The organism is Brevibacillus sp. MS2.2 (assembly GCF_013284345.1).
GTDB classification, from domain to species: Bacteria; Bacillota; Bacilli; order Brevibacillales; family Brevibacillaceae; genus Brevibacillus; species Brevibacillus brevis_C.
The window spans coordinates 1-14488 of sequence record NZ_JABSUZ010000056.1 but is presented as its reverse complement, the minus strand read 5'-3'; the positions used below and the strand labels follow the sequence as shown (position 1 = coordinate 14488).

The window sequence follows — 14488 nt, the reverse complement described above, 5'->3', positions numbered from 1 at the left end:
GGGGAATTTCTTGTAAACACGTCTAACTATAGCAAACTTCCTTTGTCTCCACAATAAATGAACATGTATTTACGGTGACGGGAGTCTACGGCTCGAAATAACCTCCGAAACAGTCGTTGGCTGTAGCCCCTTCTTTTTAGCGATTGTCAGGAGTTGATCTAAACTGGCCTCGGAGGTAGATGTAGGATGCATGAGCACAAGGACACCATTGCCCATTTTCCGGCTTATTTTATTGATCACATAAGCAGGCGAAGGTTTCTGCCAGTCAATCGTATCTGCCGTCCATAGAATCGTATTCATTTGATAAGAAGAATGCGCGATCTGTACAACGCGCTGGTTAAAAGCACCAGATGGGGGGGCAAACAGGGAAGGCTTCACTTCCAGCGTTTTATAAATAACATCTTGCGTACGACTTATCTCTTGATGAATTCTCTGTGTTCCCAGTGTGTTCATATCGGGATGGGAATACGCGTGATTACCAATCTCATGGCCACGTGCCAAGATCTTTTTTGCTTCTTCTGGGTAACGTTTTACCCAAGAGCCATCCAGAAAGAAGGTTGTCTTTACCTTATGTTTATCGAGTGTATTGAGCATCGAATCGAGATACTCATTTCCCCATGCCACGTTAATCATGAAAGAAATCGCTGGTTTATTCGGATTTCCTCGATAGATGGGCTGTGCTCCTAATTGCTCAAGCGAAACCGCTGGAGGTACTTCCTTGTATACCAGCAAATCTGGACTGGACACACCAGTAGCCAGCATTTTATTAATTGATTCTTCTACATCGACTACACGGCCATTATAGCCCGGAATTGCCTTCCACGTCTGATCGACGACGGCATCTATCGGCTGTTCCTCTCTGCCCTCTTTCCACTTTTCAATCTGCGCCCGTAAACGCGCTTTTTCGTTTTCGTTACGATCTCCATTCACTACTTGGACATTTTTGATCGTGCTAATGTAATGATGAATAGGCTGATAATTCAAGAGAACGATCAGCGCTGCTCCATATATAACGATGAACAAAAGTCTCCTGGTCCTATTCGTCATTAGGGCGTCGCCCTCCTCTATCGATCGTACGAGTCTCTCTTGTCCAATGTATGAGAGGAAGGAACGACTTAGACATACGAAACGGGAGCATCCCGCATATAAAAGAAAAAAGCTTCCGTACACGAATTTCTTCGAGTGACGAAGCCTTTTGTTTTTCTTTATTCTGCTTGTGTTGGTGTTTCAGCAGCTTGTGCCGCAGCAGCTTGCTCTTTCAAAACTGCTTTGCGAGAGAGATTCACACGACCTTGGTCGTCGATCTCGGTCACTTTCACTTCTACTTTATCACCAACTGCGACAACATCTTCTGTTTTGGCTACACGCTCTTCAGCCAGTTGAGAGATGTGGCACAAGCCCTCTTTACCTGCGAACAACTCGATGAACGCACCGTACTTCTCTACGCGTTTTACTGTTCCCAGGTACACCTGACCAACAGCTACCTCACGAACCAGATCTTCAATGATTTGTTTCGCGCGCAGATTCGCCTCGTGGTTGATGGATGCGATGAAGACTCGTCCATCTTGTTCGATGTCGATTTTTACGCCGGTTTCTTCGATAATCTTATTGATGACACGACCTTGTGGACCGATTACATCGCGAATTTTCTCCGGATTGATCGTCATGGTCATGATTTTTGGTGCATAAGGGGACAGTTCTTTACGCGGTTCGGAAATCGTGCTCATCATATGGTTCAGGATGTGCAAACGGCCTACACGCGCTTGCTCCAAGGCCAGCTCTAAAATCTCACGGTTAATACCGGAAATTTTGATGTCCATTTGGATAGCTGTTACACCAGCCTCTGTACCCGCTACTTTGAAATCCATGTCTCCCAAATGATCTTCCATACCTTGAATATCAGTCAGGATCGAGAAAGATTTCTCATCTTTGCTCATGATCAAGCCCATCGCAATACCTGCTACCGGTGCTTTGATTGGTACACCTGCATCCATCAAGGCAAGTACGCTCGCGCAAATCGACGCTTGCGATGTGGAACCGTTGGATTCAATTACTTCGGATACGAGACGAATCGTGTAAGGGAACTCTGTCTCAGATGGAATGATCGGTTCGATTGCACGCTCACCCAACGCACCGTGTCCGATTTCACGACGCCCTGGAGGACGCAACGGACGTGCTTCACCCACGCTATACGGCGGGAAGTTGTAATGGTGCATGAAACGCTTCGATTCTTCCAGACCGAGTCCATCGAGAATTTGAACATCTCCCAGTGCGCCCAATGTGCAAACGCTCAGCGCTTGCGTCTGACCGCGGGTAAACATAGCAGAGCCATGTGTACGGGAAAGAATGGTTGTCTCACTGGACAGCGGACGGATTTCGTTCAGAGCTCGTCCATCAGGGCGAACTTTCTCGTCAGTAATCAGACGGCGAACCTCGTCCTTGACAATATTGCCAAGCACTTCGCTAATCATCTTTTCCTGCCCTGGATATGCCTCAGGGTCCTTGGCTGCAAAATGCTCTTTGGTTTCAGCCTTGATATCGTCAATAGCATCGTATCGTGCTTGTTTTTCTTCGATGCGAACAGCTTCTTTCAGGCGAGCTTCCGCATATTCACGTACAGCTTGATCGATTTCAGGATCTACCTCATGCAAGATGACTTCCATCTTTTGCTTGCCAATTTCGGACACGATCATGTTCTGGAATTCAACGAGCTGCTTAATTACGTCATGACCAGCCATGATCGCTTCGAGCATTACCGCTTCTGGTACTTGGTTCGCAGCTGCTTCCACCATGTTAATCGCTTTGTGCGTACCTGCGACAGTCAGGTGAATATCGCTTTTCTCCGCTTGAGCTACAGTAGGGTTAATGACGAACTCCCCGTCAATTCTTCCTACGATCACTCCTGCAATCGGGCCTTCAAAAGGAATTTCCGAAACGGACAGCGCTGCGGAAGTACCGATCATCGCAGCGATTTCAGGTGAGCAGTCTTGATCCACAGACAGAACAGTATTTACGATTTGTACATCGTTACGGAATCCTTCTGCAAAAAGAGGGCGGACAGGGCGGTCAATCAAGCGGCTAGCCAAAATTGCCTTTTCACTTGGACGTCCTTCTCTTTTAATAAAGCCGCCAGGAATTTTCCCAACCGCGTAGAGACGCTCCTCATAGTTGACAGTCAATGGAAAGAAATCAAGTGGTTTTGGTTCCTTCGAGACTGTAACTGCGGACAGGATTGCTGTATCGCCGTAACGAACCAAGACCGAACCATGCGCCTGTTTAGCCATTTTGCCAAATTCCAGGGTCAGTTTTCGGCCTGCCAGTTCGAAGTCATATGTACGGTATTGTTGCTCCATGATGCTAGCAGTCCTCCTTCACAACAATGTGCATTTCACACTTTGTTTTCTACCTATATGTATTATTTCCTGCCATGATAAAAATTAAATGGCTACCTTTGGCAGTCGTTCTAGATAATAAAAAAAGCTTCTTTTGAAGCTAATCAAAACTACCAGATAGGACACAAGCCTTTTTACTCGTTTCGGATGGGCTTAGCGCATTTCTACGCTAAACCCTCCTACACGATAGAAAAAGCGGGTAGAACCCGCTTTTTACAAGACGCTGATTAGCGGCGCAGACCCAGGCGGTCTACAACCGAACGATAGCGTTGAACATCTGCTTCACGCAGGTATGTCAACAGGTTACGACGTTGACCAACCATTTTCAAGAGACCACGACGGCTGTGGTGATCTTTCTTGTGCGTACGCAAGTGTCCGTTCAGATTGTTAATGTTTTCGGTCAAGATAGCGATTTGCACTTCCGGTGAACCGGTGTCGTTCTCATGAGTACGGAACTCTTGAATCAGTTGAGTTTTACGTTCTTGAGTCAATGCCATCATGACTCACCTCCTCATTTTTTATACCGTTCGCCGAGTCTGCCGTCGGTGAGAATCGGACAGCCAAGCTACGGTTATCTGTACAACGTTTTGAATTATAGCATACCATTTTGTGAAAAGCAAAGAGAATCCTTTACGAGATTCCCTCTGAGAATTTTTGCTTCGCTGTTTGTACATCTCGTCCAATTTGCGCGATGAGTGCATCGACTCCAGCAAATTTCTGTTCTTCCCGTATGTAGAACAGGAACTCTACTTCTACTTCTTTGTCATAGATTTCACCAGAGAACTCAAAAATGTGCACTTCTAGTGACTTTTCTTTTTTCTCCAGTTCAAATGTAGGCTTGATCCCTACGTTCATGACGCCATAGTAGCTTTGTTCATCCACAGTAAAGCGAACACCGTAGACCCCATTCTTTCCGATCAAATACGGCTGATTCACTTGGACGTTCGCTGTAGGAAAGCCAATGGTTCGACCGCGTTTGTCACCATGCACGACTGTCCCGCGCACTTTGTAGGGGCGGCCTAGCAAATGGCGAACCTGCTCGACATCCCCATGATGAAGATATTCACGGATGATTGTACTGCTCACTTTTTCACCCAAGCGATTTACCGGACCCACAATGTCGAGCCCATAGCGACCTTTGCTCATTTCTTGCAAGGTATGGGCAGTTCCCATCCCGCGATAACCAAAGGTGTAGTCGAAGCCAACGACAATATGGCGGCATTCCAATGGGAGAAGGCACTCTGCGATGAAATCCTCTGGATAAATAGCCGCAAAGCTAATATCGAACTTCATCACATACGTGGTGTCTACGCCCATCTTTTCGAATTGCTCGAGCTTGTCTGTAAGTGGTGTCAAATAGCGGGTATAACCGCTTTGCCCCAATACTTCTCGAGGATGCGGATCAAAGGTCACTACCGTACTTTGCCATCCGTTTGCTTTCGCTGTATCAATCGCCTTTTGAATGACTCGGCGATGCCCAATATGTACACCATCAAAGTACCCCAGTGCAATCGCACAAGGATTCGCTTGCAGGTCAGACGGAAACGGGTATGTCAGGTAGATCGTTTTCACGGATTACACCTCGGCTGGAAAGACTTTTTCTGGTTTGGCGAAAAGTCCTTTGTCTCCACGGCATACGCGATGGATGCCGAGTAATTCTTCCCCCGCAAACAAGCAAATCAAACTTCCTTCCTCCGCAGTGACGCCCGGAAGTGCAGTCGCAAGTCCATTACGTACTGCTTTGATCCGTTCAGGCTTGACCTGAAACGATGGTAAGAACGAGATTGCCTGAGGGATGGAGACCAAGTAGCGGGAAATGTCTTCCCCGTTTGCTGCCTGTTCCTCAATTTGCTGGAGGGGGATTGCCTCTTGCTCCTGGAACGGGCCGCTTTTTATTCGCCGCAACAGCTTCATATGGGCAGGATAACCCAGAGCGCGTCCGAGGTCAACACATAAGGTGCGCATGTATGTGCCTTTCGAGCACGTGCACGTGAATGCAACATCGACAGTGTCCCCATCCACGCTAATCTTATGAAGTGTCAGCTCATACAGCGTCACTTTCCGTGCCTGCCGCTCGATCACCGTGCCTTCACGAGCAAGGTCATACAGCCGCTTGCCGTTTACCTTTACTGCAGAGAACATCGGAGGTACCTGCTCCATTTCACCCAAAAAGGATTCGAACAGCGCTTGAATACGCTCCGTCGTAATCGATGCTGCATCTACTCCAGCTTGCTCCACCACTTCTCCAGAAGCGTCTTCCGTCGTGGTCGTAGAGCCGAGGCGCATGACTATATCATAGCGCTTAGGCAGCTCTTGCAAATATTCGACTAGCCTCGTTGCGTGTCCCACACAAATGGGGAGTACTCCCGTCACATCTGGATCGAGTGTACCCGTATGCCCCACTTTTTTCGTTCCATACAATCGACGAATACGTGCTACACAATCATGAGAAGTCATACCAGCTGGCTTGTCGATAACCAGCACGCCGTTCACGTTACTCATCGAATTTCACTCCTACTGCATCGTCCAGCACAGTCCATACTTTTTGCTGTACTTCTGAAAGTGGTCCTTTAATCGTGCATCCTGCTGCTTTTGCGTGTCCACCGCCACCGAGCTGCTTCGCAATAACAGCTACGTCAACCCGATCACGAGCACGCATGCTCACCTTGACCACTCCTGGTTCCGCTTCCACAAAAGAAACGCCGACCTCGACTCCCTCAATGTTGCGGCAGTAATTCACCAATCCACCAGCATCTTCCCGCTCAGCACCCACTTCTGCAAAATCTGCGGCTGAAACAGTGATGGAAGCAACCAAATTTTGATGGGACAGTTGCAGGGTTTGGAGCGCACGTCGCAAAACTTTCACATGGGCAAAAGTAATTTCCTCCAGGCAGCGTTCTGCTACGTCTCCTGGCTTCACACCGTATCCGAGCAATCGAGCAGCGATTTCCATGACGCGCGGTGATGTGTTGGAATAGCGGAAACCACCTGTATCCGTCAGTAGACCAGTATAGATGCACAGTGCAAGCTCTTCATTGAAAGAAACCCCAACAGCTTCAGCAACATCAAACAAAATCTCTGCTGTTGCGGCTGCATCCGGACGAACCAGATTTACCGTTCCAAAATGATCGTTGGTCGGATGGTGATCGATATTCAGCAAAGCAGCGCCAGACGCAAATAAAGACCGTACATCGCCCATCCGCGACTCATCCGCGCAGTCTACAGCGATTACGGCCCCGAACGTCTCGTTCAGTGGTTGTTTGCGCAGGTTATAAAGACGGTCAAACCGCGGCAAGAAGTTAAACTTGATCGGTGTTTCCCCTTCGTTTACAACCACATACTCTTTTCCTAATTGCTCTAGCATGAGCACGACTCCCAAAGCAGATCCTGTAGCATCTCCGTCAGGACTTACATGAGAGAGAACCAGGAAGCGGTCGTGCTCCTGCATAAACCGCGCCGCTTCCTGTACTGCCATTTGATTAGGATTCATCCTGTTTCTCTCCCTCTGTGGAGATTTCCCGCAGGATTGATTCAATTTTGCTGCCGTAGTCAATGGACTCGTCCAGCTTGAATACAAAATCAGGAATGTGACGCAGCTTTACGCGTTTCCCGATCTCCGTACGCAAATAACCTTTTGCTTTTGTCAAACCAGCAAGAGAAGCTTTACGTTCTTCCTCACTGCCAAAAATGCTGACAAAAACCTTCGCCAATTGCAGGTCACTACTAACCTCTACATCCGTTACTGTTACAAAACCGACACGAGGATCTTTGAGTCCACGCTGCAATACGAGGCTCAGCTCTTTTTTGATTTCTTCGCCTACGCGGCTAATCCGTGTTTTATTCATCGATTTTTCACCTCCGCTGACTGTTCATTAATCGTAGTATTCCGTATCCACACGAATCAACTCTACATCTGGATGGTTCTCTACAAATCGAACGACAGTCTGCATTTCTTGTTGTAAAAAAGATATCTCATTAGCAACGGCAGCGATACCCAACACGGTACGCTGCCATTGCTCGAGATAAGCCACCTCTGCCGCGGAGACGTTAAATCGGCTCCGCAGCTTGCCGATCAGACTTTTGACGATGGCTCGTTTTTCTTTCAGGTTTTGGCTAGCGGGCAGAAACAGTTCAATCTGCACACCGGCTATCATTATTGTTTCACTTCAACCATGACGAATGCTTCGATTACGTCGCCGATTTTGAGGTCATTGAAGCGTTCCAAAGTCAGACCACACTCATAGCCTGCTGCAACGTCTTTCGCATCATCTTTGAAGCGCTTGAGGGTATCGAGCTTACCTTCATAAATCACAATGCCTTCACGGATCAAACGCGCACCTGCATCGCGGCTCAATTTACCTTCAGTCACATAGCAACCTGCAATGTTTCCGACTTTGGATACTTTGAACACTTCACGAATCTCAGCCTGGCCGATAATATTTTCTTTGAAGACTGGATCAAGCATCCCTTTGAGAGCAGACTCGATCTCTTCGATTACAGTGTAGATGACACGGTGCAGGCGAATGTCGATCTTCTCTTGTTCAGCCATGCTGCGTGCATTCGGTTCAGGACGCACGTTGAAGCCAATGATAATCGCATTCGATGCATTTGCCAACGTAACATCGGACTCCGTAATCGCCCCAGCACCTGTATGAATGATTTTGACACGTGTACCGTTGACTTCAATTTTCTCCAAAGCACCACGCAGAGCTTCTACAGAACCTTGTACGTCACCTTTTACGATCAGGTTCAGCTCTTTGATGTCGCCTTCTTGGATGTGCTGGAACAAGTCATCCAAAGAAACGCGGGAGCTCTCACGACGCTCGGATTCACGCTGCTTGGATGCACGTGCTTCCCCGATTGCGCGCGCCTTTTTCTCGTCTTCAAAGACACGGAACTGGTCACCTGCTTGTGGTACATCATTCAGACCAGTGATTTCAACTGGCGTAGATGGACCAGCTTCCTTCAGACGGCGTCCTTTGTCGTTCACCATTGCACGTACACGTCCGAAAGCGGAACCTACTACAATTGGGTCACCAACGCGTAGGGTACCTTGTTGAACCAGAATGGTTGCAACTGGACCGCGTCCCTTGTCAAGCTCAGCTTCTACAACAGTACCGCGAGCGCGCTTGTCTGGGTTTGCTTTCAGTTCTTGTACTTCGGATACGAGCAAGATGTACTCAAGCAGTTCTTCGATACCTGTACGCTGTTTCGCGGACAATGGGGAGAAGATCGTATCGCCGCCCCACTCTTCGGCAACCAGTTCATATTCGGTCAGCTCTTGCTTGATACGGTCAATATTTGCTTCTGGTTTGTCAACCTTGTTAACAGCTACGATGATTGGAACGTTTGCCGCTTTTGCATGGCTGATCGCCTCAATCGTTTGCGGCATGACACCGTCATCTGCAGCAACAACCAGAATGGTAATATCTGTGATTTGCGCACCACGTGCACGCATGGTTGTGAACGCCGCGTGACCAGGTGTATCGAGGAATGTAATTTTCTTTCCTTTGATCTCAACTTGGTACGCACCGATATGCTGTGTAATTCCGCCTGCTTCTCCCGCTACTACGTTTGTAGAGCGAATCGCATCCAACAAAGTTGTTTTCCCGTGGTCAACGTGACCCATGATGGTAACAACTGGCGGGCGCTCCAACAGGCTTTCTGGTGCATCTACTTCTTCCAGCGTTTCGAAGTTCGTTTCATCGATGATGATTTTTTCTTCGACTTCTACGTTGTAGTCCGCGCAAATGAGTTCGATAGCTTCACGGTCGAGGTACTGGTTGATCGTCGCCATGATGCCCAAACCGAACAGCTTTTTGATGACTTCAGCCGGTTCCTTGCGCAGTTTCACTGCCAGCTCATTTACAGTCAAAGACTCTGTAAACGTAATCTTTGTAGGTGGTTCCAGAACAGGGCGTTGCGGCTTTTGTCCTCCACCACGATGGTTGTTTCCTCCACGGCGGTTGTTTTGGTTGTTACGGTTGTTCCCACCGCGGAATGGTTGACTCTTCTTGTTATCTTCGAAAGTCTTTTGGGTTTGTGGGGCCTTTTTGATTTTCTCACGCTTTTCCATACCAACGTTGGATGGAAGGTTCACTTTATCTTCAAAATCTTCCCCTGTACGACCTTCCGTTTGGGTCTGCTGTGCAGGACGCTGCTGGTTTTGTGGTCGTTGCTGATTTTGTGGTCGTTGCTGATTTTGAGGACGCTGTTGGTTTTGTGGTCGTTGTTGATTCTGCGGCTTACGGTCAGACGGCTTTGCAGGTTGACTTCTCATATTGTTTGGTTTTCTCTCCTGATTCTTCCCCTGATTTTTTCCATGCTGAGGACTATGCTGATCGGGATTGCCACTAGCACTGCTATTTCCTGGACGATTTGTGCTTGTGTTCTCTGGTCCGCGATCGCTGTTTGGTCTTTCATTTCTAACCGGTTGAACTTGCCCCGCTTGCTGCTGGGGTTTGATCTGTTGTCCTCTGGAGTCGTTGGGGCGTCGTTGATCGTCCGTTTGTTTGGGTCTTGCATCACTAGGTGTACTGCGTGTTTCTGGTTTGGCACCAGAACGCAATTTGGCCATGTGATCCTCGATCCTTTTGATCGTCCCTTCTTCCATGATACTCATATGATTTGCTACTTCTATATTCAATCGTTTTAGCAAATTGAGGATTTCCTTACTGCTCATGTTGTGCTGTTTGGCATACTCATACACACGTGTCTTCAAATATACTTCACCCTTTCTAAGTTAGGTGAGCAGACGCTGAATGCTTTCGGCCAATTTCCCATCGGTTACCGCCACGGTAACGCGCCCATCTTTTCCGATTGCGTGTCCCAATGAATGTCGGTCGCCAGTGGTTACACATGAGACACCGTAATAGGAACATTTATCCTTTACTTTCTTGGCGGTATTGTCTGATGCATCTGATGCGAGTAAAACCAGGCGGGCCTGCCCATTACGAATAGCGGTAATGACCAGTTCCTCCCCGGTAACGATCTTTCTCGCTCGCATCGCCAATCCGAGTAGTTGTGCTGCTTTTGGGATCATTTTCCCATCATCTCCAACCATTTCTCACGGAAAGCATCATACTTTTCTTGGGAGATGGACATATTGAGGGCACGTTCCAGCACTTTTTTCCATTTTCCCGATGCGAACGCATCCGGCTTCAGACAGCTTTCCTGCCGACACACATAGGTACCGCGTCCCGCCGCCCTTCCAGTAAGATCAATGACGATCTCTTCTTCTGGCGTCCGGACAACGCGGATTAATTCCTTTTTCGGAAACATTCCTTGGCAAACAATGCACTTACGCAACGGGATCTTTTTTTGCTTCATGATTATTCGTTGTCCGTCCCTTCATCGCTCTCTACTTCTTTTGGATAAGCGATGCCTTCTTGGTCGGCTTGGGACTCGCTCTTGATATCGATCTTCCAGCCCGTCAGCTTGGCTGCCAGGCGTGCGTTTTGACCGCGCTTACCAATCGCCAGAGACAATTGATAATCAGGAACGATCACACGTGTAACCTTCTCCGCTACGTTAACCTCTACATGCAGCACTTTTGCAGGGCTGAGTGCATTGGCTACATACTCCGCAGGATCTTCAGACCAACGAACAATGTCGATCTTTTCGCCTTTCAGCTCTGTAACGATCGTTTGGACGCGCATGCCCTTTGGACCGACACAAGCCCCTACTGGATCAACATCTGCGTTGATGGAATGCACAGCGATCTTCGAGCGATCACCCGCTTCACGCGCAACAGATTTGATTTCAACCACACCGTCATATATTTCTGGCACTTCTAATTCGAAGAGGCGCTTCAAAAGCCCCGGGTGAGTACGGGAAACGACGATTTGCGGTCCTTTAGTGGTTTTCTCTACTTTGATGATGTATGCCTTCACACGATCTTGTGATTTAAAATCTTCGGATGGCATTTTTTCGGTGATCGGCATAACGGCTTCCGCCTTACCCAGATCAATGTAATAATTGCGAGCGTCCATACGCTGAACGACGCCAGTTACGATATCGTCTTCACGCTCAATAAACTCGCTGTAGATCAAACCGCGCTCCGCTTCGCGAATGCGCTGCGTAACCACTTGCTTCGCTGTCTGAGCAGCAATACGACCGAAATCACGAGGCGTTACCTCGATTTCGACGATGTCCTCCAGACGGAAGTTAGGATCGATTTCTTGTGCTGCTTCTTGAGAGATCTCTAGGCGCGGATCCAATACCTCTTCCACTACGTTCTTCCGCGCAAACACACGCACCATACCTGAATGACGATTTACATCCACCCGCACATTTTGGGCCGAGTTGAAGTTACGTTTGTATCCAGAGATAAGAGCCGCTTCGATGGCCTCAATCAGTACGTCTTTGGTGATGCCTTTCTCTCTCTCAATGGCTTCTAAAGCCTCGATAAAATCGCCGTTCATGACTTTCGTTGCCTCCTCCTTTACTTACCACAGGCTACACAGGCCGCGACAACTAAAAAATAATTGCCATTCTAGCCGTGTCAATTTGCTCTTGGGAAATTACATACGTTTTCTTTGCTTCTTTTACTGTCAGCTTGCCATCCTCATAGGATACCAGTTCGCCTTCGAACGTGGTTGCACCTTCTATTGGCTCTTTTGTTGTGATATGCACATTTCTGCCGACAGCTTTCGTGAAATCCTTATCCTTGCGTAATGGGCGCTCAGCACCCGGCGAAGATACTTCTAAAAAGTATGCCGTAGGGATGGGATCTACTTCGTCTAGTTTTTCGCTCAGCTTCTCGCTGACAAGGCGGCAGTCATCGATGTCGATGTTGCCAGTTTCATTGTCGATAAACACGCGCAGAAACCAGTTGCTGCCTTCCTTTTTGTACTCGATGTCAACTAGCTCCAGGCCCAATCCTTCCACAATGGGCGTGACGAGTTCAGTGACGATGCCTGTTACCTTGCTCAAGCAAGTACCTCCTTCTCATTTGAACCATGAGGTGTAGCCAGAAAGAAAGAGTGGGTTTCCCCACTCTCGATCAGCCATGCGTATAAAACCAGTATTTCCAAAAAAATTATAGCATAACAGCCCTCTGCTGACAACCTTTGGATGATTGTGAGCCTTGTCTGGACGCCTTAGAACAAGGATAGCTGGTTGGATTCTGGCAATCCTTTCAAAGCACCTTGCTCGTCCAAGAACTCCAAAATGGTCTTGGAGATGCGGGATCGGGATAGGAGGTCCTCCTTGGACAAAAACTCCCCTTGCTCTCTCGCTTGCACGATACTGATCGCTGCGTTCGTCCCTAAACCAGGCAGGGCGTTGAACGGAGCGATGAGGGAATCTCCTTCGATCAAGAAGCGGGTAGCGTCCGACTTGTACAAATCAACGTTGACAAAACGGAAGCCACGTTCTACCATCTCGAGCGCCATCTCCAAAACAGTCAGTAATGCCTTTTCTTTAGGCTGTGCATCGTGTCCCTTGCCTTCGATTTCTTCAATCTTTTGCTTAATCGCCGCTGAGCCTTTAACCATCAGCGGAATGTCAAAGTCATCTGCGCGAACAGTGAAATACGTTGCGTAAAACTCCAATGGGCGATGAACCTTGAAGTAGGCAATCCGTACGGCCATCATGACGTAAGCAGTCGCGTGCGCCTTTGGGAACATGTACTTGATCCGCTGGCACGACTGAATATACCATTCTGGCACATTGTTATTGCGCATTTCTTCCTGATCGTCCTCAGGAACGCCTTTACCCTTACGCACAGACTCCATGATCTTAAAGGCGCGTGAAGGCTCCAGCCCTTTATAGATCAAATACACCATGATATCGTCACGACAACCAATTACGTCTGGCAACTTGCAGGTACCGTTTCTGATCAAGTCTTGTGCGTTGTTCAACCAAACGTCCGTACCATGAGAGAGTCCAGAAATCTGAACAAGCTCGGCAAACGTAGTCGGTTTCGTGTCTTCTAGCATCTGACGTACGAATTTGGTTCCGAACTCAGGAATACCAAGTGTCCCCATATTCGTACCGATTTGCTCCGGTGTAACCCCCAAGGCTTCCGTTGTACTGAAGATGGACATCGTCTTTTTATCATCCAGTGGAATCGTCTTCGGGTCCATTCCCGTCAAGTCTTGCAGCATGCGAATGACAGTCGGATCATCGTGTCCAAGAATATCGAGTTTTAGCAAGTTGTCATGAATGGAGTGGAAGTCGAAATGAGTTGTGCGCCATTCTGACTCATTATCATCAGCCGGGAACTGAATCGGACAAAAATCTTCAATTTCCATGTAGTCAGGAACTACGATAATACCGCCCGGATGCTGTCCTGTCGTCCTTTTTACACCTGTACAGCCGTTGACGATCCTGGATATCTCTGCATTGCGCAACGTCATGCCACGCTCATCGGCATACTTTCGCACGTAGCCATACGCTGTTTTTTCCGCAACGGTACCAATCGTTCCTGCACGATATACGTAATCCGCTCCGAAAAGCTCTTGTGTGTACTTGTGTGCACGGGGCTGATAATCACCGGAGAAGTTCAAGTCAATATCCGGTACTTTGTCTCCTTTAAAGCCGAGGAACGTCTCGAACGGGATATCCTGGCCGTCCTTGGCATACATGGTCCCACATTCTGTACATGCTTTATCCTCCAAGTCAAACCCAGAGGCTATTGAACCATCTGTAATAAACTCGCTGTGCTTGCAATTTGGGCAACGATAGTGAGGGGGCAATGGGTTTACCTCTGTAATCTCAGACATCGTTGCAACAAAAGACGAGCCTACAGACCCACGTGAACCTACCAGGTAACCATCATTCAACGATTTCGTTACCAAACGCTGCGAAATCAAATAAATCACACCGAAGCCGTGCTTGATGATACTGGTCAATTCTTTTTCCAAGCGATGCTCGACCAGTTCGGGCAATGGGTCACCATATAACGACCTTGCTTTGTCGTAGCACATTTGACGAAGCTCATCATCTGCTCCTTCAATGATCGGCGTGTACAGCTTGTCTGGAATCGGACTAATATCCTCAATCATATCCGCAATGGCATTCGTATTTGTTACGACAATTTCTTTTGCGGTCTCTTCCCCCAAAAAGGAAAACGCCTCTAGCATCTCTTCCGT

At 48.1% G+C, this 14488-nt stretch carries 14 protein-coding genes; all 14 read right to left on the bottom strand.

The window, feature by feature from the left end:
• Positions 1–69: 69 nt before the first annotated feature.
• Positions 70–1047 (bottom strand): polysaccharide deacetylase family protein, encoded by a 978-nt coding sequence (locus HP568_RS28265; RefSeq protein WP_048033416.1) that lies wholly within the window; start codon positions 1045–1047, stop codon positions 70–72.
• Positions 1048–1205: 158 nt separating this feature from the next.
• Positions 1206–3353 carry a polyribonucleotide nucleotidyltransferase gene (gene pnp / locus HP568_RS28260; RefSeq protein ID WP_048033417.1) on the bottom strand — a complete coding sequence of 716 codons (2148 nt, stop codon included), beginning with the start codon at positions 3351–3353 and terminating at the stop codon, positions 1206–1208.
• Between the two features lie 266 nt (positions 3354–3619).
• The gene (gene rpsO / locus HP568_RS28255; protein ID WP_015891708.1) at positions 3620–3889 is read right to left on the bottom strand and encodes a 30S ribosomal protein S15; all 270 of its coding nucleotides are present in this window, start codon (positions 3887–3889) and stop codon (positions 3620–3622) included.
• 133 nt (positions 3890–4022) lie between these two features.
• Positions 4023–4964: a bifunctional riboflavin kinase/FAD synthetase gene (locus HP568_RS28250; RefSeq protein ID WP_173630840.1), complete on the bottom strand. Its 942-nt coding sequence runs from the start codon at positions 4962–4964 to the stop codon at positions 4023–4025.
• 3 nt (positions 4965–4967) lie between these two features.
• Positions 4968–5894 (bottom strand): tRNA pseudouridine(55) synthase TruB, encoded by a 927-nt coding sequence (gene truB, locus HP568_RS28245; RefSeq protein WP_173630839.1) that lies wholly within the window; start codon positions 5892–5894, stop codon positions 4968–4970.
• The gene (locus tag HP568_RS28240) at positions 5887–6882 is read right to left on the bottom strand and encodes a DHH family phosphoesterase (protein ID WP_173630838.1); all 996 of its coding nucleotides are present in this window, start codon (positions 6880–6882) and stop codon (positions 5887–5889) included. Before HP568_RS28240 ends, truB begins: the two co-directional genes overlap by 8 nt.
• Positions 6872–7237 carry a 30S ribosome-binding factor RbfA gene (rbfA, locus tag HP568_RS28235; RefSeq protein WP_007719226.1) on the bottom strand — a complete coding sequence of 122 codons (366 nt, stop codon included), beginning with the start codon at positions 7235–7237 and terminating at the stop codon, positions 6872–6874. Before rbfA ends, HP568_RS28240 begins: the two co-directional genes overlap by 11 nt.
• 27 nt (positions 7238–7264) lie before the next feature.
• A complete protein-coding gene (locus HP568_RS28230; protein ID WP_007719228.1) occupies positions 7265–7546 on the bottom strand; it encodes a DUF503 domain-containing protein in 282 nt (93 codons plus the stop codon).
• Positions 7546–10113, bottom strand: a complete 2568-nt coding sequence (gene infB / locus HP568_RS28225; RefSeq protein WP_173630837.1) for a translation initiation factor IF-2 — start codon at positions 10111–10113, stop codon at positions 7546–7548. Before infB ends, HP568_RS28230 begins: the two co-directional genes overlap by 1 nt.
• A gap of 21 nt (positions 10114–10134) precedes the next feature.
• Complete coding sequence (locus HP568_RS28220) at positions 10135–10434, bottom strand: YlxQ family RNA-binding protein (RefSeq protein WP_007719232.1); 300 nt, start codon at positions 10432–10434, stop codon at positions 10135–10137.
• Positions 10431–10721, bottom strand: a complete 291-nt coding sequence (gene rnpM / locus HP568_RS28215) for an RNase P modulator RnpM (protein WP_048033422.1) — start codon at positions 10719–10721, stop codon at positions 10431–10433. Before rnpM ends, HP568_RS28220 begins: the two co-directional genes overlap by 4 nt.
• Before the next feature lie 2 nt (positions 10722–10723).
• Positions 10724–11815: a transcription termination factor NusA gene (gene nusA, locus HP568_RS28210; protein ID WP_048033423.1), complete on the bottom strand. Its 1092-nt coding sequence runs from the start codon at positions 11813–11815 to the stop codon at positions 10724–10726.
• A gap of 52 nt (positions 11816–11867) precedes the next feature.
• Positions 11868–12326, bottom strand: a complete 459-nt coding sequence (gene rimP / locus HP568_RS28205) for a ribosome maturation factor RimP (RefSeq protein ID WP_056488367.1) — start codon at positions 12324–12326, stop codon at positions 11868–11870.
• A gap of 167 nt (positions 12327–12493) precedes the next feature.
• Positions 12494–14488 (bottom strand): PolC-type DNA polymerase III (locus HP568_RS28200; protein WP_173630836.1); only part of this gene is annotated, 1995 nt, incomplete at its 5' end.

Bases quoted from the DNA above. Each gene is read 5' to 3' on its own strand.
- rbfA (WP_007719226.1), bottom strand. From the start codon at position 7,237: ATGAATAAAACACGGATTAGCCGCGTAGGCGAAGAAATCAAAAAAGAG.
- truB (WP_173630839.1), bottom strand. From the start codon at position 5,894: ATGAGTAACGTGAACGGCGTGCTGGTTATCGACAAGCCAGCTGGTATG.
- HP568_RS28230 (WP_007719228.1), bottom strand. From the start codon at position 7,546: ATGATAGCCGGTGTGCAGATTGAACTGTTTCTGCCCGCTAGCCAAAAC.
- nusA (WP_048033423.1), bottom strand. From the start codon at position 11,815: ATGAACGGCGATTTTATCGAGGCTTTAGAAGCCATTGAGAGAGAGAAA.
- rpsO (WP_015891708.1), bottom strand. From the start codon at position 3,889: ATGGCATTGACTCAAGAACGTAAAACTCAACTGATTCAAGAGTTCCGT.
- pnp (WP_048033417.1), bottom strand. From the start codon at position 3,353: ATGGAGCAACAATACCGTACATATGACTTCGAACTGGCAGGCCGAAAA.
- HP568_RS28220 (WP_007719232.1), bottom strand. From the start codon at position 10,434: ATGATCCCAAAAGCAGCACAACTACTCGGATTGGCGATGCGAGCGAGA.
- HP568_RS28240 (WP_173630838.1), bottom strand. From the start codon at position 6,882: ATGAATCCTAATCAAATGGCAGTACAGGAAGCGGCGCGGTTTATGCAG.
- rnpM (WP_048033422.1), bottom strand. From the start codon at position 10,721: ATGAAGCAAAAAAAGATCCCGTTGCGTAAGTGCATTGTTTGCCAAGGA.
- HP568_RS28265 (WP_048033416.1), bottom strand. From the start codon at position 1,047: ATGACGAATAGGACCAGGAGACTTTTGTTCATCGTTATATATGGAGCA.